Raw genomic sequence first — 21,213 nt, forward strand, 5'->3', positions numbered from 1 at the left:
CATGAGCACCCTGGCGATCACTTCCCAAAGCCCCGGCGGCTCGCCGCTGCGGCGCTTTTCCAACCTGCTGTACCGGCGGCCGAACCTGTACCTGGCGCTGCTGCTGGTGCCGCCGCTGCTCTGGTTCGGCGCGATTTACCTGGGCTCCTTGCTGATCCTGCTCTGGCAGGGCTTCTACACCTTCGACGACTTCACCATGGCGGTCACCCCGGACCTGACCCTGGCCAATTTCGCCGCGCTGTTCCAGCCGTCGAACTTCGACATCATCCTGCGCACCCTGAGCATGGCCATCGCCGTCTCGCTCGCCAGCGCCGTGGTCGCCTTCCCCATCGCCTACTACATGGCGCGCTACACCAGCGGCAAGACCAAGGCGTTCTTCTACATCGCGGTGATGCTGCCGATGTGGGCCAGCTACATCGTCAAGGCCTACGCCTGGACCCTGCTGCTGGCCAAGGGCGGCGTGGCCCAGTGGTTCGTCCAGCACCTGGGGTTGGAGCCGCTGCTGCAGTTCATCCTGGGGATTCCCGGGGTCGGCGGCAGCACCCTGTCGACCTCGCACCTGGGGCGCTTCATGGTGTTCGTCTACATCTGGCTGCCGTTCATGATCCTGCCGATCCAGGCCTCCCTGGAACGCCTGCCGCCGTCCTTGCTGCAAGCCTCCGCCGACCTCGGCGCCAAGCCGCGCCAGACCTTCATGCAGGTGATCCTGCCGCTGTCGGTGCCGGGCATCGCCGCCGGCTCGATCTTCACCTTCTCCCTGACCCTGGGCGACTTCATCGTGCCGCAGCTGGTGGGCCCGCCCGGCTACTTCGTCGGCAGCATGGTCTACGCCCAGCAAGGGGCGATCGGCAACATGCCGATGGCCGCCGCCTTCACCCTGGTGCCGATCGTGCTGATCGCCATTTACCTGTCCATCGTCAAACGCCTGGGGGCCTTCGATGCGCTCTGACTCAGCCAAGCATGGAGAACCAGCCTCGCTGGGCCTGCGCCTTGCCGCGTGGGGCGGGCTGCTGTTCCTGCATTTCCCGATCCTGATCATCTTCCTCTACGCCTTCAATACCGAAGACGCAGCCTTCAGCTTTCCGCCCCAGGGCTTCACCCTGAAGTGGTTCAGCGTGGCCTTCGCCCGCCCCGACGTGCTCGAAGCCATCAAGCTGTCGTTGCAGATCGCCGCCATCGCCACCCTGATCGCCATGGTCCTCGGCACCCTGGCCTCGGCGGCGCTGTACCGGCGGGACTTCTTCGGCAAACAGGGGATTTCGCTGATGCTGATCCTGCCCATCGCCCTGCCGGGGATCATCACCGGTATCGCCCTGCTGGCGACCTTCAAGACATTGGGGATCGAGCCGGGGATGTTCACCATCATCGTCGGCCACGCGACCTTCTGCGTGGTGATTGTCTACAACAACGTGATCGCCCGCCTGCGCCGCACCTCCCACAGCCTGATCGAAGCCTCGATGGACCTGGGTGCCGACGGCTGGCAGACCTTCCGCTACATCATCCTGCCGAACCTCGGCTCGGCGCTGCTGGCCGGCGGCATGCTGGCGTTTGCGCTGTCGTTCGACGAAATCATCGTCACCACCTTCACCGCCGGCCATGAACGCACCCTGCCGCTGTGGCTGCTCAACCAGCTCAGCCGGCCGCGGGACGTACCGGTGACCAACGTCGTCGCCATGCTGGTGATGCTGGTGACCATGCTGCCGATCCTCGGCGCCTATTACCTGACCCGCGGCGGCGAGAGCGTGGCGGGCAGCGGCGGCAAATAACCCTGTAGCCGCTGCCGCAGGGTCGTGGCGCCCTCCGGTTCACTGAAGGCCTTCGGCCTTATCGCAGCCTGCGGCAGCGGCTACAGATCGCAGAACATCCAACAGATATTTCAGGAGAACAGCCATGCAAACCAAACTCTTGATCAACGGCCAACTGGTCACCGGCGAAGGCCCTGCCCAGGCGGTATTCAACCCGGCCCTGGGCAAGGTGCTGGTGGAAATCAACGAGGCCAGCGAAGCCCAGGTCGATGCCGCGGTGCGCGCCGCCGACAGCGCTTTCGAAAGCTGGTCGCAAACCGTGCCGAAAGAACGCTCGCTGCTGTTGCTCAAGCTGGCCGACAGCATCGAAGCCCACGGCGAGGAACTGGCCCGGCTGGAGTCGGACAACTGCGGCAAGCCGCTGAGCGCGGCCTTGAACGACGAGATCCCGGCGATTGCCGATGTGTTTCGCTTCTTCGCCGGCGCCAGCCGTTGCCTCAGCGGTTCGGCCGGTGGCGAATACCTGCCAGGGCACACCTCGATGATCCGTCGCGACCCGGTGGGGGTAATCGCTTCCATCGCGCCGTGGAACTACCCGCTGATGATGGTCGCCTGGAAAATCGCCCCGGCCCTGGCCGCCGGCAACACCGTGGTGCTCAAGCCCTCGGAGCAGACCCCGCTGACCGCCCTGCGCCTGGCCGAACTGGCGGCGGCGATCTTTCCCGCCGGCGTGCTGAACCTGGTTTTCGGCCGCGGCGCCACGGTGGGCCAGCCGCTGGTGACTCATCCGAAGGTGCGCATGGTGTCGCTCACCGGCTCCATCGCCACCGGCTCGAACATCATTTCCAGCACCGCCGACAACGTCAAACGCATGCATATGGAACTGGGCGGCAAGGCACCGGTGATCATCTTCGACGACGCCGACATCGACGCCGCCGTGGAAGGCATCCGCACCTTCGGCTTCTACAACGCCGGCCAGGACTGCACCGCCGCCTGCCGCATCTATGCCCAGGAAGGCATCTACGAACGCTTCGTCGAGAAGCTCGGCGCGGCGGTCGCCAGCATCAAGTACGGCCTGCAGGGCGACCCGGACACCGAACTGGGCCCACTGATCAGCGCCCAGCACCGCGACCGCGTGGCCGGGTTTGTCGAGCGCGCCATCGCCCAGCCGCATATCCGCCTGGTCACTGGCGGCAAGGCGGTGGACGGCAACGGCTTCTTCTTTGAACCGACGGTGCTGGCCGACGCCCAGCAGGACGACGAAATCGTCCGCCGAGAAGTGTTCGGGCCGGTGGTCTCGGTCACCCGCTTCACCGACGAAGCCCAGGTCCTGGGCTGGGCCAACGACTCGGACTACGGCCTGGCGTCCTCGGTGTGGACCGCCGATGTCGGCCGCGCCCATCGCCTCTCGGCGCGCCTGCAATATGGCTGCACCTGGGTCAACACCCACTTCATGCTGGTCAGCGAAATGCCCCACGGCGGGCAGAAACTCTCCGGCTACGGCAAGGACATGTCCATGTATGGGCTGGAGGACTACACCGTCGTGCGCCATGTGATGTTCAAGCACTGACCCCGGGCAGCACGCCCTGCTAGAAACAGTTGCCGTCGGTTTCCTGGCAAAACTCGTAGGGCGTGTTGCTGATGAACCAGTCGAGCCAATGGTGTTGCCAATCCGGCCACTGAATGATGTAGGTCTTGGTGGCCTTGATGAACTCCAGGCCAAAGATGCTGATGCTGTTGTCGTCCTCATACATCCGCAGGTCCAGCGTCCAGTCCCGGATCAAGGGCGTGCGGTAGACCCGATCCGGGTCCTCAAGGTCGATGATCTGCAGATAGCCCTTGCCGCCGAAAGGCACCAGCAGCCCCCCGGCCGAGGCATGCTGCAACAGGTAACGACCGGAGGGGCTGGTCGTCGAATAGGGCTCGCGTTCGAGCACTGTGTAGAGCGCACTGGCGAACACCAGTACACAGGCTCCCAGCAGGCCCCCCACGACCGCCAGGGTCTTCTTGTACTTCATCGCGCGCACGCCGAAAAACCGCAATTCATTTGCCCGATCTCCTTGAAAGGCGGCTATTGAACGAGGTCTGGCCAAGCCGATCAAGTTGCGGCACCATCCGCCGCCACAAAACGCCTGGTTTCCCCGCCCGCGGCGCGGAAACTTCTCCGGCAGCCAGGATGCGCCCATGCCTCATCACTCCCGAATCGTCAGCCTGATGCTGCAAGTGGCCGTCTGGTTGGTGCTGCCGTTCGCCGCCCTGCAACTGGGCCTGGTATTGACCCGCGCCGTCGCCGCGCCCTTTGTCTCGGCGGTGGCGGTTCCCACCGGGGTCCTGTCCCTGGTGCTGATCCAGATCAGCCTGGTGTATGCCGCCGCCAAAGGCTGGCACGCCTGCGGCATGCCTACCCACTATCGCTGGCTGGGCCTGTGGCTGGGTTGCGTGCTGGTGCTGTATGCCGTGCCGCAGTTCATACCATCGGCGGGGAGCGGCCCATGAATCACAACGGATTCACTCGGGATGAGTGGCTCCGCCTGCTCACGGCCCTCTTCGCCCACTCGCTGGCGGTACTGGCCTTTCTCCTGGCCAATCGCTACGGCATTGCGCTCGATAACAGCCCGTAAGCCCGTTTCGAAACCCGCCCCCGCCTACTCCAGACCACGCGCCAATACCTCGATCAGATGGTCCATCACCCGCCGCACGGCCGCTGAGCGACGGACATCGGCATGCACCGAAAGCCATAGCTCGCGAGCATCGCCAGCACGCAGTGGCGCTACCCGGACCAACCCGGAGTCGGGGCTGGCGACAAAACAGGGCAACAACGCGACCCCAACAGCGGCCCGTGCAGCCGCCTGCTGGGTGTTGACGTCATTGCTACGCAGAACGATCGGGCGCCGGGCAGCGAAATCCACCAACCAACGGTGCTGCGGGATATGTTCCAGCGACTCGGCAAAGCCGATGAATTCCCAGTCGGCCGGCGGCGCCGAGGCATAGGCAGGACTGGCATAAAACCCGAACTGGACCTGACCGACCCGACGCACGACGCGCCCCGCTTCATCGGGGCGTACGTAGCCGATGGCGATGTCTGCCTCTCCGCGCTCCAGCGAAGCCACACTGGAGGTCGTATCCAGCACGATTTTCAGATCCGGATGGGCGGCACGCAGCGCCGGCAGGCTGGGTACCAGCAACATGCTGGCCAGCAATGCCAGGGTGCTGACGCTGACCGTACCGGACAGCCCCACGGCACCTCGGGCATAACGATCGACCTCGTCGACCAGCCTCTCCATAGGCTGAGCAATGGCCGCCAACGCTACCCCGGCTTCGGTCAAACGCGACGAACGTGGCAAGCGCTCAAGCAGTTTGAGTCCCAGGCTCGCTTCAAGACTGGACACCCGTCGCCCTACCGTTGCGTGATCGACGCGCAAGGCATTCGCGGCGGCGGTCAGGGAACCCAGCCGAGCAACGACGATGAAGTGATGTAGATCCTGCCAATCGGTCATGGGTGCATATTCGCAGCCTTGGTGTGCGCAAGCACGCGTTTTTTCCTTGATAGCGCCATCGTATCGTGATGTCTACCGCGGCTACATCGGCCAGCGATTGCTGAAGGAGAAACACGTCGATGATTCTGTTTTATGCCCCTGGAGCCAGTTCGCTCGCTCCGCATATTCTGCTTCAGGTCAGCGGGTTCGGCTTTACCCTGGAAAAGGTCGACCTCACGAACAAGCGCTGGGCAGGTGGTGACTTCAACCTGATCAATCCCAAATCCTACGTACCGGTGCTGCAACTGGAGAACGGCCAGCGACTGACCGAGTGCAGCGTCATCCTGCAGTACATTGCCGATACCGTGCCTGAACAGGCGCTGCTGCCAGCCGTCGGCAGCTTCGCTCGCTACGAAGCCCTGCAATGGCTGAGCTTCCTGGCCATGGAGGTACAGAAAAACTTCATCACCCCGGAACGTCACGGCGGCGTCAGCGCCAACTTCCTGGCCCGCACCGAGGCCGGCCAACAACAGACCCGGGAGCGGGTGAGCCCGCGGCTGGCGTTCATCGATCAACACCTCGCTGGCCGGGAACATGTGCTGGGCGACGGTTTTTCAGCACTGGACGCCTATCTGTTCACCCTGCTGACCTGGGCTCGGCGGCTGGCCATCGACCTCGGACAATGGCGCCAGCTGGATCGCTACTTTGCCAGCCTCAAGGCCCACCCCGCGATCCACCAGGTGCTTGAAACGGAAGGTCCACCACATGCCTTGCGTCCTGCCGAGTGATTATTTCTGCGGATGAGACTTGCCAAATGCGGGCCGGAACCCTCCTCGCCTGGCCGGCCTGGCGCAAAACCCGCTGAAGATCAGGCCAGCCTGAGGTACAGATGAATATCCTCGGGCTCCAGGCGATACAGCTCTGGATCGGGGGCCGCCAACAGCTCGCAGCCCAGGCGGCGGTAGAAATCCACGGTGTTGCGCGACGGCGTGGCCGAGACATACAGCCCCTCGCCGCCCATGCGCCGTGCCTGCTCGGCGGCCAGGCCGAACAACCGTTGGCCCAGGCCGCGCCCGCGATACGCCTGGCTGACATGCAGGAACTTCAGCTGCCGCAACCGCAGGCCGGCGTTGTGGATCACCAGGCAATCGACCACCGCCGCGGCCACCAGCCGGTGTTCGTCGAACACCCCATACAGCCAGCCGCCGCGCTGTTCACACGCCTGCAAGACCCGCGCGTCATGCTCGGCTTCGCCGGGCGGCCAGCCGGTCACCACCTCGCGCTGGGGATAACCCAGCAGTTGCCCGTCCTGCAGGCGGTAGAACGCCTCGATCAGCTCTGCACGGTCAATCAGTTTGAACAGCGGGATGTCTTGCGAGGTCAAAAGGCGTTCATTGAGCATGTGGGTTTTCCTGAAGCCGTCCGTGGTTTTACGTATCGGTACACGCCGGGCATTTTTTGCCTCGAGCGAACCGATTATTCTATCCGCCCGCTGTTAAAAGTCCGTTGTGTTTGGCCGAAGGCATGACCGAACCTCCATTTCCGATCCAGCGCAGCCAGGAAGGGCTGGGGATCTCCTGACAAGGTTCACTTATGCATCGCAGGCATCTTCTGAAAGCATCCATGGCGCTGGCCGCCTACACCGGCCTGTCGGCCACGGGTCTGCTGGCCTCCCGGGCCTGGGCGGGCGCCGCCGACGGCGAGGCGCAGGCTTTCGATTTCGAGATTCTCAAGGCCCGGGCCAAGCAGTTGGCCGGCAAGCCCTACGTGGACACCAAGCAGGTACTGCCGCCGACCCTGGCGACCATGACCCCGCAGAACTTCAACGCGATCCGGTACGACGGCAACCACTCGCTGTGGAAGGAGCTGAACGGCCAGCTGGACGTGCAGTTCTTCCATGTCGGCATGGGCTTCAAGCAGCCGGTGCGCATGCACAGCGTCGACGCCAAGACCCGGCAGGCGCGGGAAGTGCATTTCCGCCCGTCGCTGTTCAACTACCAGAACACCAGCGTCGACACCGCGCAGCTCAAGGGCGACCTGGGTTTTGCCGGCTTCAAGCTGTTCAAGGCCCCGGAGCTGGACAGGCACGATGTGGTGTCCTTCCTCGGCGCCAGCTATTTCCGCGCGGTGGACAAGACCGGCCAGTACGGCCTCTCGGCCCGTGGCCTGGCGATCGACACCTACGCCAAGAAGCGCGAAGAATTCCCCGACTTCACCCAGTTCTGGTTCGAGACCCCGGACAAGGACAGCACCCGTTTCGTGGTCTATGCCCTGCTCGATTCGCCCAGCGCCACCGGCGCCTACCGCTTCGACATCGACTGCCAGGCCGAGCGCGTGGTGATGGACGTCGATGCGCACGTCAACGCCCGCACCGCTATCGAACAGCTGGGCATCGCGCCGATGACCAGCATGTTCAGCTGCGGCACCCATGAGCGGCGCATGTGCGACACCATCCATCCGCAGATCCACGACTCGGACCGCCTGGCCATGTGGCGCGGCAACGGCGAGTGGATCTGCCGTCCGCTGAACAACCCGGCAACCCTGCAGTTCAACGCCTTCGCCGACAAGGACCCGAAGGGTTTCGGCCTGGTGCAGACCGACCATGAGTTCGCCAACTACCAGGACACCGTGGACTGGTACAGCCGGCGCCCGAGCCTGTGGGTCGAGCCGACCACCGCCTGGGGCGAAGGCTCGGTCGACCTGCTGGAGATCCCCACCACCGGCGAGACCCTGGACAACATCGTGGCCTTCTGGACCCCGAAAACACCGCTGGCCGCCGGGGATTCGCTGAACTACGGCTACAAGCTGTACTGGAGCGCCCTGCCACCGGTGGGCACGCCGCTGGCGCGGGTCAACGCCACCCGTTCGGGCATGGGCGGCTTCGTCGAGGGTTGGGCGCCGGGCGAGCATTATCCGCCGGTCTGGGCCCGGCGCTTCGCCGTGGACTTCAACGGCGGCGGGCTGGAGCGGCTGCCGGAGGGCACCGGCATCGAGCCGGTGGTCACCGCGTCGAATGGTCAGGTCAAGGATTTCCACGTGCTGAAGCTGGACGAGATCCAGGGTTATCGCGTGCTCTTCGACTGGTACCCGACCAACGACAGCGTCGACCCGGTGGAACTGCGGCTGTTCATCCGCAGCAACGATCGCACCCTGAGCGAAACCTGGCTGTACCAGTACTTCCCGCCGGCGCCGGACAAGCGCAAGTACAGCTGATGCAGCACCATCTGTAGCCGCTGCCGTAGGCTGCGATGGGCCGCGCAGCGGACCCAGGCTCTTCAGTCGATCCGCGTCGCCTGATTTGCGACCGGTTCCCGGTCGATCGCAGCCTGCGGCAGCGGCTACAGCTCGCGGCTGTACGCCACGGCACAAAAAAACCGGCCCTCACAGGCCGGTTTTTTTATGCCTACGCGCGGCTCACTCGCGCAGATCCGACTCGTGAATCGGTTGGTCGCGATGGGTCGCGCGCTGGTACTGCGCCGGCCAGATCGCCTTGTGCCCGCTCAGGTCGTCGTCGGCATGCAGCGGCCAGTACGGGTCGCGCAACAGCTCGCGGGCGAGGAAGATGATGTCGGCCTGACAGGTGCGCAGAATATGCTCGGCCTGGGCCGGCTCGGTGATCATGCCCACGGTACCGGTGGCGATCCCCGACTCCTTGCGCACCCGTTCGGCGAAGCGGGTCTGGTAGCCCGGGCCGGTGGGGATTTCGGCATTGACCGCGGTACCGCCCGACGAGACATCGATCAGGTCCACCCCCAGTGCTTTCAGGCGGCAGGCCAGCTCGACGGTTTCGTCCGGATTCCAGCCGTCCTCCACCCAGTCGGTGGCCGACACCCGGACGAACAGCGGCAACTCTTCCGGCCAGACCGCCCGCACCGCCTCACACACCTGCAGGACCAGGCGAATGCGGTTATCGAAGGAGCCACCGTACTGGTCGCGGCGCTGATTGCTCAGGGGCGAGAGGAATTGATGCAGCAGGTAGCCATGGGCGGCATGCACTTCGACCACCTTGAAACCGGCGACCAGGGCGCGTTTGGCCGAATCGACGAAGGCCTGGACGATCGCGGCGATCTGTCCTTCGTCGAGCTGGGTCGGCGGCGTATGTTGCGGGTCGAAGGCAATCGGCGAAGGGCCAACCGGGACCCAGCCGCCCTCCTCGGGCTTGACGCTGCCATGCTTGCCCAGCCATGGCCGATGGGTGCTGGCCTTGCGTCCGGCGTGGGCCAGCTGGATACCGGCGACCGCGCCCTGGGCGGTGATGAACCGGGTGATGCGTTGCAAGGGTGCGATCTGTTCGTCGCTCCACAGGCCGAGGTCCTGGGCGGTGATGCGCCCGTCGGCGGTGACCGCCGTGGCCTCGGTGAAAATCAGTCCGGCGCCGCCCACGGCACGACTGCCGAGGTGCACCAGGTGCCAGTCATTGGCCAGTCCATCTACGCTGGAGTACTGGCACATGGGCGATACCGCGATGCGGTTGAGTAAGGTCAGTTGACGAAGGGTATAGGGCTCAAGCAGCAGACTCATGGGGCACCTCTCGATCAGTGGTCAGGCTCCAGGGTTCTGTTTGAAAAGTCGACGAGTGACTGGAAAGGAACAGCGCCCGCCCCCGCGGGAGAAAAAGGACAAAACGTCACAAGGCCAATCAAGCAGTGTTTAGAGCCTAGTCGACAACGGCGCGACCAGCAGGGTTCCGACACATTTTGCCGAGGAAGGTAACGGTGGCCTGGCGTTCTTTCGCGAGCACGCTCGCTCCTGCAGAAGCAACACAATCCCTGTAGGAGCGAGCTTGCTCGCGATAGCGCCAGCAGCCTTAACGCGGTTCGATATGGGCGATCATCAGTTGCACCGTTTCCTGGCCACGGAACTCATTGAGATCCAGCTTGTAGGCCAGCTCCACCCAGCGGATGGTCGGGTTCGGCCAGATATCGCGGTCGATGCCGAAGGCGATGCCGTCGAGCTTCACCGAGCCGCATTCGCTGCGCAGGACCACCTTGAGGTGGCGCTCGCCGACCACGCGCTGCTCCACCAGCTGGAACACGCCATGGAACAACGGCTCGGGAAAGTGCTGGCCCCAGGGCCCGGCATGGCGCAGGGCGCGGGCCAGTTCGAGGTGGAACTCTTCCACCGCCAGGGTGCCGTCCGACAGCAGGCGCCCGGTCAGGTCTTCCTCGCGCAGCTGGCGGCGCACCTCGGCATCGAAGGCCTCGGCGAAGGCCGGGAAATTCTGCTCCGGCAGCGACAGGCCAGCGGCCATGGCGTGACCGCCGAACTTGCTGATCAGGTCCGGATGTTTGGCCGCCACCGCGTCCAGGGCATCGCGGATATGAAAGCCCGGCACCGAACGCGCCGAACCCTTGAGCATGCCTTCGCCGGCGTCGGCAAAAGCGATGGTCGGCCGGTGGTAACGCTCCTTCAGCCGCGAAGCGAGAATCCCGATCACTCCCTGGTGCCAGTCGGGCTCGAACAGGCACAGGCCGAACGGCATCGATTCCACCGGCAAGTCCTTGAGCTGGGCCAGGGCTTCGCGCTGCATGCCTTGCTCGATGGATTTGCGGTCCTGGTTCAACTCGTCCAGCTGGCTGGCCATTTCCCGCGCCAGGGCCATGTCATGGCTGAGCAGGCATTCGATGCCCAGGCTCATATCGTCCAGGCGACCGGCGGCATTCAACCGTGGGCCAAGGATGAAGCCCAGGTCGGTGGAGGTGATGCGCGACGCCTCGCGCTTGGCCACTTCGAGGATCGCCTTGATCCCCGGGCGCGCGCGCCCGGCGCGAATCCGCTCCAGCCCCTGGTGCACCAGGATGCGGTTGTTGGCGTCCAGCGGCACCACGTCGGCCACGCTGCCCAGCGCCACCAGATCCAGCAGCTCGCCGATGTTCGGCTGTGGCTTGGCTTCGTACCAGCCAAGGCTACGCAGGCGGGCCCGCAGCGCCATCAGCACATAGAAGATCACCCCGACCCCGGCCAGCGCCTTGCTGGGGAACTCGCAGCCGGGCTGGTTCGGGTTGACGATGGCATCGGCCGCCGGCAACTCGTGGCCCGGCAAGTGGTGGTCGGTGACCAGCACTTTCAACCCGGCCGCCTTGGCCGCCGCCACGCCCTCGACACTGGAAATGCCGTTGTCCACGGTGATCAGCAGCTGGGGCTTGCGCTCCAGGGCCACCGCGACGATTTCCGGAGTCAGGCCGTAGCCGTATTCGAAACGGTTCGGCACCAGGTAATCGACATGGGCCGCGCCCAGCAGGCGCAGGCCGAGCATGCCCACGGTACTGGCGGTGGCGCCGTCGGCGTCGAAGTCGCCGACGATCAGGATGCGTTCGCGCTGCTCCAACGCCGTCACCAGCAGGTCCACCGCCGCCTCGATGCCCTTGAGCTGCTGGAACGGGATCAGCCGCGCCAGGCTCTTGTCCAGCTCGGCCTCGGACTGCACGCCACGGGCGGCGTACAGGCGGGTCAGCAACGGCGGCAGATCACCGAGAAACGGCAGGGTGGCGGGCAACTCACGAGGTTCGATACGCATGGGGTGACAGAAGCTTCTCTTCGATACGGGGGATACGGCGAAACAACGCGGCGTGGCGAACTCAGCGTTCGCCCAACAGCCATTCCAGCTGGACTTCGTGCTGGCCGCGATCGTCGGTGACGAAGATCGTGCCTTCGCTGATCATCACGTCCCACTTGATAACGCGCGGCATGTCCTTGGCCAGGACTTCCAGGACGTCCTGGGGCACGCCGGCGATATTGAGGTTCTTCAGGTTCTTCACCGCGTCCACTACGCGGGTCTGCCACACGCGCAGGCTGCCGTAGGCCAACAGGCTGGTGCGCTCGGTACGGCGCGAACACCAGGTCAGGCGCTCGGCGTCCGGCTGGCCGACTTCGATCCAGTGCAGCACGCGGTCGTCCAGGCTTTTTTCCCACAGCGCCGGCTCATCCACTTCCGACAGGCCACGACCGAACGACAGGTGTTCGTTGTACCAAAGGGCGTAGGCCAGCAGACGCACGGTCATGCGCTCTTCGGTTTCCGACGGATGGCGGGCGATGGTTTGCTTGACGCTTTCGTACACCCCGCGATCGAGGTCAGTCAGGTTCAATTCAAACTTGTAGGTGGTAGACGGCTGGGCCATGGACGGGGCTTCTTGATACGAGGAAAGGCGGCAAGTCTAACCGATGCACGAGCCAATCCACGAATCGCGCACCATCATCCTTTGGCGAGGGAGCGCCGGGCTATGTTAAAACGCTCTACCGTCCAATCTTTGTCCTACAAGGATCTTCCATGCCGCTTACCGCCAAACCCCTTGCCGGCCTGAAAGTCGTCGAACTCGGCACCCTGATCGCCGGCCCGTTCGCCTCGCGCATCTGCGCCGAATTCGGCGCCGAGGTGGTCAAGGTCGAATCGCCGGACGGCGGCGACCCGCTGCGCAAGTGGCGCAAGCTGTATGAAGGCACGTCCCTGTGGTGGTTCGTCCAGGCGCGCAACAAAAAGTCCCTGACCCTGAACCTCAAGCACCCGGACGGCCTGGAGGTGCTGAAGAAGCTGTTGGCCGAGGCCGACATCCTGATCGAGAACTTTCGCCCCGGGGTCCTGGAAAAACTCGGCCTGGGCTGGGACACCCTGCATGCGCTCAATCCCAAGCTGGTGATGGTGCGCCTGTCCGGCTTCGGCCAGACCGGGCCGATGAAGGACCAGCCCAGTTTCGGCGCGGTCGGCGAGTCCATGGGCGGGCTGCGCTACATCACCGGTTTCGAGGACCGTCCGCCGGTGCGCACCGGCATTTCCATCGGCGACTCGATTGCCGCCCTGTGGGGCGTGATCGGCGCGCTGATGGCCCTGCGCCACCGTGAGGTCAACGGCGGCCAGGGCCAGGTGGTGGACGTGGCGTTGTACGAAGCGATCTTCGCCATGATGGAAAGCATGGTTCCGGAGTTCGATGTCTTCGGCTTCATCCGCGAACGCACCGGCAACATCATGCCCGGCATCACGCCCTCCTCGATTCACACCAGCGCCGATGGCAAGCATGTGCAGATCGGCGCCAACGGCGATGCGATCTTCAAGCGCTTCATGCAGGTGATCGGCCGCGACGACCTGGCCAACGACCCGGCCCTGGCCAGCAACGACGGCCGCGACAGCCGGCGCGACGAGCTGTATGGGGTCATCGATCGCTGGGTCAACTCGCTGGCGCTGGAGCGCGTGCTCGAATTGCTGAACCAGGCAGAAGTCCCCGCCAGCCGCATCTTCAGCGCCGAGGACATGTTCAGCGATCCGCAGTTTCTCGCCCGGGAAATGTTCCTCCAGGCCAAGCTGCCGGACGGCAAGGCATTCAAGATGCCCGGCATCGTGCCGAAACTCTCGGACACCCCGGGCTCGTCCGAATGGGTCGGCCCCGCGCTCGGCGAGCACAATGCCCAGGTGCTGGGCGCCCTGGGCTACGACGAGCAGCAGATCAAAAGCCTGCGTGACAACGGCGCGATCTAGTTTTGAAAAACGATGCCTTTTACCGACAAGGATCAGCAGCCTGATGACCCCATGCCGTAGCAGGCGAATGATTCGTGGCATACGCCTGTTGTCGATGCTGCTGGCGCTCGGCGCCTGGTCACCGGCCAGCCAGGCCCGGGACACGCTGATCTGGGTGTTGCGCGACCTGCCGCCAACGACGATTTTCGAAGGTCCGCAAAAAGGCCGTGGGGTGATCGATCAGGCCTTGCCTGTGCTGATGGCCAGCCTGCCGGAGTACGACCATCAGGTCGTGCACGTCAACCGCGCCCGTGGCATGCAGATGCTCCGGGAGCAACCCTTCGTTTGCGATCCGGCACTGATGTTCAACCTGCAGCGGGCGCAGTGGATCGCGTTTTCCATCACCAGTTTTCGCGTATTCAGCAACGGCCTGGCGGTGCGGCGCCAGGACGGTGACAGCCTGCAGCCGTTTATCCACGATGGCCAGATCGACTTGCGCGCACTCCTGGCCAGCGCCCCGCACAACGTTGGCGTGGTGGCCGAGCGCAGTTATGGCGAGCCGATCGACAGCCTGCTCGCACAGGCGCCGCCCGGAGCCCTGATGGCCCACTACGGCAACAGCGCCATCGGCAACCTGCTGCAGATGCAAAGGCGCGGACGCCTCAAAGCCCTGATCGGCTACCAGCCGGAGATTCGCTTCCAGGCACAACAGCAAGGGATCGACCCGAACGAGCTGGCGTTCTACCCGATCCAGGGCATGCCCAGGTATCAGTCAGTAAACGTCGGCTGTTCGAATACGCCGCAGGGTCGGCAGGCGGTGGAACGCATCAACCGGGCGCTGCTCGAACTGCGCCCGGACACCTTGCTCAAGCTTTATGCCCAGTGGCTGGAACCGTCGCTGCGCGAGCAATACCGCAGCGATGCCCTGGCATTTTTCCACGACGCGCCGCAGCGCTAAAAAATCCGGGCAAAAAGAAACCCCGAGCAGTGGGGAGACAACTCGGGGTTAAACGTGGTCTGCAACCAGACCCGTGCAACAAGCGACAAGCACCGGAGCACAATGCTCGATCCTGTTGCCAAGGGTCTGACCGATGGGCTGAAGCGAAGGTTCCCGAAATTTTCCAATCAGCGTGCGCTGTCGAACGCCTTCTCTTGGGCCACATTGCGCAAGGCCGCGATGACACAGGGTTCCAGGCGACCTTCGGCGATCAATACGTCGCGATGCAGACCGTCGACGACATCGGTCAACTGGCGCTTGTCGGTCAACTGGGCCTGGCTGAACTCGCGCTCGACCACGATGGCCCCCAAGGCATTCTTCAGGGTCACCAGGCATTCCCCCTGCGCGCGCGGGGTCAGAGTTACCTGATACGGGCTCAAAGCTTCACCCAACAATAGGCTGATACTTTCCATCTCGATCACCACTCAATAGCTGGAATTAAGGCTCGAATACACGAATGCCGGTAGCTTTCTGGCATTCAAGTGACCATCGCCCAGAGAAGAAAGTTCGCAACCGCTGGCGGTTGCCGACCTGAGTCGATCCAGCATGCCCGCAAAACATGACAGATAAAAAACAGCCCGGATCAGACTAGAATCGGCACTCAAACCAGAAACGAACGCGACGGTGCCGGCTGATCGATCAGCGCCTCGACTTTCTTGTAGCGCAATACCGCCTGTTGGCAGGAATAGCGCCGAGGGTCGATCCGGACCGGCATCGCGACCTGCTCCCGAGGCGGACTTTCAGGCCTGGCGCAGGTCTTTCTGGCAGGTGGGGGTGTGGCCATGGGGGCCCTCTCCTCGAGCGGTTGGCAAAGCCCGGCGGCGCAGCGATGACGGTTGCCCGGTTGCAGGGCCTGTCCGAAATGCTGCCTTCTCAGCGGAGCGAGTCTTGAATCAAACGTCCAATAAAAAACTGCGGATCGTCCTGGCCGACGATCACCCGATTTTCCTCATCGGCCTGCGGGCCGTCCTGGAGCGCGACGACAACCTGGAGATCGTCGGCGAAGCCAGCTCCCCGACCGCCCTCGGCGAACTGCTGCAAAGCTGTCCCTGCGACGTACTGGTCACCGACTTCATGATGCCAGGCGAACAGCAGAACGATGGCCTGCGCCTGATCGAGCAACTGCGCCGGCATCATCCCCAGCTGCCGATCGTGGTGGTAACCATGCTCAACAATGCCGGGCTGTTCCGTTCGATTCTCGACCTGGGCGTCTCGGGCCTGCTGAGCAAGGCCAGCCTGGCCGACGAGCTGCCGGCGGCGATCAGCCATGTGCGCCGCGACAAGGTATTTGTCGCCCAGGCCATCCAGCAGCTCCTCAGCCTGGCGGGCGAGGTCGGGCCGGATCGCTTGTTGTCCGGGGAACAGCTGTCGCCCCGCGAGCTCGAAGTCATCCGCCTGCTGGCGGCCGGGCTGACGGTCGGGGAAATCGCCGCGAAGCTCAGCCGCAGCAAAAAGACCGTCAGCACCCAGAAGGTCAGCGCCATGCGCAAGCTCGGCCTGTCCAGCGCCGCGGCGCTGTACATCTACGTGCAGGAACACGGGCTCGCCTGAGCCCGGCTCAGCCGGCCTGTTCGTCGAGGTCGTCATGCAAGCGCCGGGCGATCCACTGGCGCACGGCGACGGCGCTCATGGGCTCGGCGATGAAACAGCCTTGCAGGCGCGCCTGCCCCAGCTTCTTGGCCGCCAGGTAGTCGGCGGCGCTCTCGATACCCGCCAGCACCACGCCCAGCGACATGCGCCGGGCCATGCTCATGGCGCCGGCCACCACGGCCGCCTTGCGCTCATCGTCAGCCAGCCCGCAGACGAAGGCCGGCGGGATCTTCAGCTCGGTGAACGGCAATTCCAACAGGCGCTGCAGGCTGGTGCCGCCGATGCCGAAGTCGCCAATCGACAGCTTGCAGCCGATCATGCGCAGGCGCAGCAGGGCCTCCACATGGGCGATATCGGTTTCCAGGTCGGTGGTCTCGACGATTTCCAGGGTCAGCAGGCGTGCCGGCACTTCAAAACGCCGCAGCAGGGTTTCCAGCTGGCGCGCGAAGTTCGGCAGTTCCAGCATGCCCACCGGGATATTCACCGAGATCGCCAGCGAACGGCCCATGACCAGGCGCACCCCGGCCGACAGTTGCAGGGCCTGCTCCAGCATGAGCCAGGTGAAGGCTTCCTCCAGGCCGGCGAATTCGATCACCGGCAGGAACTCGGCGGGCAGCATCAAGCCGTGTTCCGGGTGCTGCCAGCGCGCCAGCGCCTCGACGCCCAGGACCTCGCCGTCCTGGCTGACCACCGGCTGGAAGTGCGCGACCCCATGGCGCAGTACCGCCGCCTGCCCTTCCTCGGCGGTCGGCACCTCCGGCTGGAACACATCCAGGGCCAGGGTTTCGCGCACCTGGGCCAGCGACAAGTCTTGCGGCCCCGGCTCGAAGCATTGCTGGTACAGGCCCAGCAGTTCATTGAGCAGGGTGACCGAGGCCGGCTTGGGCAGACAGCCCAGCACATTCAGGCCCTGCTGCCGGGCCATGGCCGCGGCGCCTTCACGGACATCCGCTTGCGCGTCGCTGAGAATGATCAGCGCCCTCGCCCGTTGCTGCTCTGCCAGGTAACGAATCAGCTCCAGCCCGTCGGCCTGCTCCAGGTACAGATCGCAGATGGCGATATCCACCGGCCCCTTGCTGTCCAGGGATTGCCGGGCGGCGGCAACGCTTTCGGCATTCAACACGTTGAACACGCCATTGGCGTTGAGCATCTGGTGCAGGGCCATCAACTGGAACGAATTGTCTTCAAGAACGAGCACTTTCAACCTGTGCATGGAACGACCTCCGATACGGCGAGAGCGGCGAGAATCCGCAGCGGGCCGGTACGTTAATCGCAGCGGGCAGGCCGCCCCATAAGACAAGTCTTAATCGCTACCCAGGTGCGGCTCGATATCGCTGCGCAAGCAGCCGATGGCCTCCTTCAGGCGCAGCCAGTGCTCCGCCAGCACCGCCGTCGAGCGAGCCCGGGCAACGGCCTCCAGGTCGATGCAGACCTGGGCCAGCGGCAGCGCATCGATCAGGCAGCACACCCCTTTGAGGCGGTGCGTGGACGCGCCGATACGCGCCCAGTCCTGCTCCAGCACCGCCGACTCCAGGGCCGCCTGCTCCTGCCCCAGGTTGCTCCACAGCTCGCGCAGCATGCGTTGCAGGATCGGCTCGTCGGCCTGGGTCATGCTGCGCAGGGTCTGGATGTCGAAGGACGGCGGCGGCAAGAAGCGCGCAAGCATCTGCGCCAGCCGGTCCAGGGTCACCGGCTTGACCAGCAGTTCATCCATGCCGGCCTGCTCGCAGCGCTGCTGCTCATCCTCGAAGGCATTGGCCGTGCAACCGATCAGCGGGCAGGCGTCACGCCCTTCCCGGGCCTCGATCTGCCGTATCGCTTCGCTCAGCTGATAACCGTTCATGCCCGGCATGTGGCAGTCGGTCATCACCAGGTCGAACGCCTCGCCCTGCCAGCGCACCAGCGCCGCCTCGGCGCTGTCGAGCGCCACCACCTTGTGCCCGAGGAACATCAGTTGCTGGCTGAGCACCATGCGATTGGCGCGCACGTCGTCGACCACCAGCACCGACATGCGACGGCTCTGCGGGCGCTCGCGGGTCACCTGGGGCGACTGGCTGAAAGCCTCGACCACCTGTTCCGGGTAAAGCTCAAGGGTCACGGTGGTTCCCATGCCGGGTTGGCTTTGCAGCAGAATGCGCCCGCCCATCAGCTCCACCAGTTGCTTGCAGATGCTCAGGCCCAGGCCGGTGCCGCCCTGCTCCGGCGTCGTCGGCAGATGGGCCTGAATGAACGGATCGAACAGGCTCGCCTGTTTCTCGGGGCTGATGCCCGATCCGGTGTCGGCCACGCTGATGCACAAGCGGTCGGCGCCATGTTCATCGGCCTGGCGCTCCACGGACACCCGCACCTCGCCGGCCTGGGTGAACTTCAGGGCATTGCTCAGCAGGTTGTGCAGCACCTGGCGCAGGCGCAGCGGGTCGAGCCAGTAGAAGCCGTCCGCCGCCTTGTCGAAGGCCAGTGTCAGGTGCAGCCCCTTGTTGCGCGCGGTGACCTCGAACAATTGCTGTATGTCTTCGAAGAAGCCTCGCAGGGCCACGGTCTGTGGCGCCAGCTGCATGTGCCCGGCCTCGATCTTGGCCAGGTCGAGGTTGTCGCCCATCAGGCCGACCAGCTCCTGCGCCGATTGGTAGGCCACGCGCAGCGCATCGGAAAACGGCATGCCGCGCAGGCGCGCCTGTTCCTTTTCCAGTTCCAGCAAACCGATGATCGCATTCATCGGCGTGCGTATCTCGTGGCTCATGGTCGAGAGAAAGGCGCTCTTGGCGTAGTTCGCCTGATCCGCCGCGCGACGCGCTTGCAGCAGCTCTTCCTCCAGGCGCTTGCGCTCGGTGATATCGATCCAGCCCCCCAGCAACCCCTGCAATTCACCCTGGGCGCTGTAGAACGGCACCGTCCATTGATAGACATGCACCGGGCCCCTTCTGGACTCGATCTGACGGTCGACGAACACCGACTCCTGGGATTCCAGCAGTTCCAGGAACTCGCGGTGCAACTGCCGAGCCGTGGCCTCGGGCAAGACATCCAGCTCGGTCAGACACAGCCCCTTGATCTGTTCCAGGCGCATGCCGGTCTGGATTTCATAGCTTTTGTTGCAGGTGATCAGGCGTCCGGCCAGGTCGCGGACGAAGATCGGGTTGGGGATACCGTCGAGCAAGGCGCGCTTGAACGCCAGCTGGTCGTTGAGCCTTTGCTCGGCTTGCAGGCGCTGGCGGATCTGCCCCTTGAGCCGGGTGTTCCAGGCCAGGGACAGCAGGCCGAACAGGATGGCGGTGAAGGTGACCCAGTAGATCCACACCGGCACCCGCTGCCACATGGGCACCGGCACCGGAGTCACCCCCAGCCACTTCAGGCGGATGGCGCTGAGCTCGGCCACCGGGAAAGCTTCCAGGGCCTTGTTCAGAATGCTCAGCAGCTCGGGCTGGTCCCGGCGCACCGACAACTCGTCGGCCGACCACTTGCCTTCGACGCTGCGGCCGATGCGCAGCCCGTTCGCCGGATACCCCTGCACCTCGACTTCATTCTGGATGGTCGCGTCGGCCTCGCCATTGGCCACCAGGGCCCGCGCCTCTTGGTAGGTAGCGACCGAACGCAGGCGGACCTTCGGGTAGTTCTGCCGGACGTAGCTTTCCAGCGCATGCTTGGCCGGCAGCGCCAGCACCCTGCCCGCCAACTGGCTGAAGGTGTTGAGCTGGATGTCCTCGGCGCGGACCACGAACACCCAGGCCGAACCGCCAAAGGGGTGGGTGAAATCGAGGAAGCCACAGCGCTCATCATTGGCCGACAAGGTGGTGTTCATCTGGGCCCGGCCCTTGAGCAGCAGGTCCAGAGTATGGGTCGTGGAAAAGCTTTCCTCCTGGATGAACTGCAGGCCGGTCATTCTCGAGATGCGGTTGAGCAGGTCGATGTTCAGCCCGGTCCACTGGCCGTCCTTGTCCTTGAACACATAGGGTGGGTACTGCTGGGAAGCCACTACCACATGCTGATGTTCGAGCAGCCAGGCGCGCTCCGCCTTGCTCAACTTGATCCGCTCGTCGCTGGTGCTGGCGCCCAGCCCGGTGGTCCAGCGGGCCAGGATCTCCCGATCCGTGGAGTCGTCGATGCTCTCCAGCGCTCGCTCGATCAGGCGGCTCAACAACGGGTCGCTCTGGCGCGTGGCGAAGGCAAAGCCGATCGGCGGCAGCCGGCTTTCGGTGCGGATCTGCAACCCCAGGTAAGGGCGCAGCGCCTTGTAGGCACGAACGATCACCTCATTGCCGATAAAGGCATCGACATCCCCCTGTTTCAGCGCTTCCAGGCCGCTGTACAGATTGGGCGAGAGAATGATCTGGCTGTGGGGATAGGCGGCGTGGGCGACCTTGGCGTCCGCATAGCCCTCCAGCAGCACCACTTTCTTGCCGGCCAGGTCTTCGGGAATTTCCGCCTCGTCCCGGCGCACCACCACGACCGCGCGGTCGGGCATGTAGTCGCTGGAAAAATGCAGCCCCGCGGCGCCACGTTCGTAGCCGTTGGCGCTGGTCAGGATGTCGATCGCCCCCGTGCGCAACGCCTCGACCGCCTGTTCACGCTCAGAGAACCCCAGGACTTCCAGGGACACGCCCAGGCGTTCGCCGACCAGGCTCAGGTAGTCGGCGCTGATGCCCTGGTAACGATTGCGGTCGCGCGTGATGTCGATCGGCTGGTAGTCATCGATCGAAATGCCCACCTTCAAGGTGCCCCGGCCCGCCAGCCATTGCCGTTCGGCCGGGGCCAGGGTGAGCGGCTCCAGTTCGACGAAGGCCGGCACCAGCTTGAAGGGCAGGTTCTGCGCCGCCATCAGGCACGGGGCCAGGGCCAGCGTCGCCAAAACCATCAATGTGCGCAAAACCGGGCGCAGCAACATAAGCATCCTGTGAATGATCCTCGACGCGTCGCCGCCCTGTCCTTGATGCTCCATCCTTGAGCTCCGTCATTGAAGGCACG

Annotated in this window: 19 protein-coding genes; 10 read left to right on the forward strand and 9 right to left on the reverse strand. The window is 64.5% G+C overall.

Features of this window, described 5'->3' with window-relative positions:
- Window position 1 precedes the first annotated feature (1 nt).
- The 3 genes from BM019_RS06840 to BM019_RS06850 all read left to right on the forward strand — a co-directional run bounded on the left by BM019_RS06840 (window position 2) and on the right by BM019_RS06850 (window position 3,315).
- A complete protein-coding gene (locus tag BM019_RS06840) occupies window positions 2-949 on the forward strand; it encodes an ABC transporter permease (protein WP_009042342.1) in 948 nt (315 codons plus the stop codon).
- Window positions 939-1,766 carry an ABC transporter permease gene (locus BM019_RS06845; protein ID WP_007928000.1) on the forward strand — a complete coding sequence of 276 codons (828 nt, stop codon included), beginning with the start codon at window positions 939-941 and terminating at the stop codon, window positions 1,764-1,766. Before BM019_RS06840 ends, BM019_RS06845 begins: the two co-directional genes overlap by 11 nt.
- Before the next feature lie 124 nt (window positions 1,767-1,890).
- Window positions 1,891-3,315, forward strand: a complete 1,425-nt coding sequence (locus tag BM019_RS06850) for a gamma-aminobutyraldehyde dehydrogenase (protein WP_092417897.1) — start codon at window positions 1,891-1,893, stop codon at window positions 3,313-3,315.
- A gap of 19 nt (window positions 3,316-3,334) precedes the next feature.
- On the opposite strand, the gene BM019_RS06855 is transcribed toward BM019_RS06850, so the two are convergent.
- Window positions 3,335-3,763, reverse strand: coding sequence for a hypothetical protein (locus BM019_RS06855; RefSeq protein ID WP_232000835.1), 429 nt, complete (start codon window positions 3,761-3,763; stop codon window positions 3,335-3,337).
- Window positions 3,764-3,929: 166 nt separating this feature from the next.
- Here BM019_RS06855 and BM019_RS06860 point away from each other — a divergent pair, with 166 nt between their 5' ends.
- Both BM019_RS06860 and BM019_RS31150 read left to right on the forward strand, forming a co-directional pair.
- Complete coding sequence (locus BM019_RS06860) at window positions 3,930-4,241, forward strand: hypothetical protein (protein WP_092417898.1); 312 nt, start codon at window positions 3,930-3,932, stop codon at window positions 4,239-4,241.
- A complete protein-coding gene (locus tag BM019_RS31150) occupies window positions 4,238-4,366 on the forward strand; it encodes a hypothetical protein (RefSeq protein ID WP_256596229.1) in 129 nt (42 codons plus the stop codon). The genes BM019_RS06860 and BM019_RS31150 overlap by 4 nt, the downstream gene beginning before the upstream one ends.
- A 24-nt stretch (window positions 4,367-4,390) precedes the next feature.
- Here BM019_RS31150 and BM019_RS06865 read toward each other — a convergent pair whose 3' ends face one another.
- A complete protein-coding gene (locus BM019_RS06865; RefSeq protein WP_092417899.1) occupies window positions 4,391-5,242 on the reverse strand; it encodes a LysR family transcriptional regulator in 852 nt (283 codons plus the stop codon).
- Between the two features lie 119 nt (window positions 5,243-5,361).
- Between BM019_RS06865 and BM019_RS06870 the strand changes: the two genes are divergently transcribed.
- Window positions 5,362-6,009: a glutathione S-transferase C-terminal domain-containing protein gene (locus BM019_RS06870; RefSeq protein ID WP_092417900.1), complete on the forward strand. Its 648-nt coding sequence runs from the start codon at window positions 5,362-5,364 to the stop codon at window positions 6,007-6,009.
- 80 nt (window positions 6,010-6,089) lie between these two features.
- Here BM019_RS06870 and BM019_RS06875 read toward each other — a convergent pair whose 3' ends face one another.
- Window positions 6,090-6,623, reverse strand: a complete 534-nt coding sequence (locus tag BM019_RS06875) for a GNAT family N-acetyltransferase (RefSeq protein ID WP_092417901.1) — start codon at window positions 6,621-6,623, stop codon at window positions 6,090-6,092.
- Window positions 6,624-6,814: 191 nt separating this feature from the next.
- Between BM019_RS06875 and BM019_RS06880 the strand changes: the two genes are divergently transcribed.
- On the forward strand, window positions 6,815-8,434 hold the full coding sequence (locus tag BM019_RS06880) for a glucan biosynthesis protein D (RefSeq protein ID WP_009042334.1): 1,620 nt from the start codon (window positions 6,815-6,817) through the stop codon (window positions 8,432-8,434).
- A 201-nt stretch (window positions 8,435-8,635) separates the two neighbouring features.
- Here BM019_RS06880 and BM019_RS06885 read toward each other — a convergent pair whose 3' ends face one another.
- The 3 genes from BM019_RS06885 to BM019_RS06895 form a co-directional block, all read right to left on the reverse strand.
- Window positions 8,636-9,742: an NADH:flavin oxidoreductase/NADH oxidase gene (locus BM019_RS06885; RefSeq protein WP_092417902.1), complete on the reverse strand. Its 1,107-nt coding sequence runs from the start codon at window positions 9,740-9,742 to the stop codon at window positions 8,636-8,638.
- Between the two features lie 286 nt (window positions 9,743-10,028).
- On the reverse strand, window positions 10,029-11,738 hold the full coding sequence (gene recJ, locus BM019_RS06890) for a single-stranded-DNA-specific exonuclease RecJ (RefSeq protein WP_092417903.1): 1,710 nt from the start codon (window positions 11,736-11,738) through the stop codon (window positions 10,029-10,031).
- Between the two features lie 61 nt (window positions 11,739-11,799).
- Window positions 11,800-12,339: a YaeQ family protein gene (locus tag BM019_RS06895; protein ID WP_007923023.1), complete on the reverse strand. Its 540-nt coding sequence runs from the start codon at window positions 12,337-12,339 to the stop codon at window positions 11,800-11,802.
- A 149-nt stretch (window positions 12,340-12,488) separates the two neighbouring features.
- Between BM019_RS06895 and BM019_RS06900 the strand changes: the two genes are divergently transcribed.
- Together BM019_RS06900 and BM019_RS06905 are read left to right on the forward strand one after the other, a co-directional pair.
- Window positions 12,489-13,688, forward strand: coding sequence for a CaiB/BaiF CoA transferase family protein (locus BM019_RS06900; protein ID WP_092417904.1), 1,200 nt, complete (start codon window positions 12,489-12,491; stop codon window positions 13,686-13,688).
- 94 nt (window positions 13,689-13,782) lie between these two features.
- Window positions 13,783-14,625, forward strand: a complete 843-nt coding sequence (locus BM019_RS06905; protein WP_092418012.1) for a TIGR02285 family protein — start codon at window positions 13,783-13,785, stop codon at window positions 14,623-14,625.
- Between the two features lie 167 nt (window positions 14,626-14,792).
- On the opposite strand, the gene BM019_RS06910 is transcribed toward BM019_RS06905, so the two are convergent.
- Window positions 14,793-15,077, reverse strand: coding sequence for a DUF3509 domain-containing protein (locus BM019_RS06910; RefSeq protein WP_037004520.1), 285 nt, complete (start codon window positions 15,075-15,077; stop codon window positions 14,793-14,795).
- A 475-nt stretch (window positions 15,078-15,552) separates the two neighbouring features.
- Here BM019_RS06910 and BM019_RS06915 point away from each other — a divergent pair, with 475 nt between their 5' ends.
- Entirely contained in the window at window positions 15,553-16,215 is a 663-nt protein-coding gene (locus BM019_RS06915) for a response regulator (RefSeq protein WP_007923029.1), read from the forward strand.
- Window positions 16,216-16,222: 7 nt separating this feature from the next.
- Here the strand turns inward: BM019_RS06915 and BM019_RS06920 are convergent, their stop codons facing one another.
- Together BM019_RS06920 and BM019_RS06925 are read right to left on the reverse strand one after the other, a co-directional pair.
- The gene (locus BM019_RS06920; RefSeq protein WP_092417905.1) at window positions 16,223-17,467 is read right to left on the reverse strand and encodes an EAL domain-containing response regulator; all 1,245 of its coding nucleotides are present in this window, start codon (window positions 17,465-17,467) and stop codon (window positions 16,223-16,225) included.
- A 90-nt stretch (window positions 17,468-17,557) separates the two neighbouring features.
- Entirely contained in the window at window positions 17,558-21,133 is a 3,576-nt protein-coding gene (locus BM019_RS06925) for a transporter substrate-binding domain-containing protein (protein ID WP_092417906.1), read from the reverse strand.
- Window positions 21,134-21,213 lie beyond the last annotated feature (80 nt).

Origin of the sequence: Pseudomonas sp. NFPP07, assembly GCF_900115645.1 — a bacterium.
Lineage (GTDB): Bacteria > Pseudomonadota > Gammaproteobacteria > Pseudomonadales > Pseudomonadaceae > Aquipseudomonas > Aquipseudomonas chlororaphis.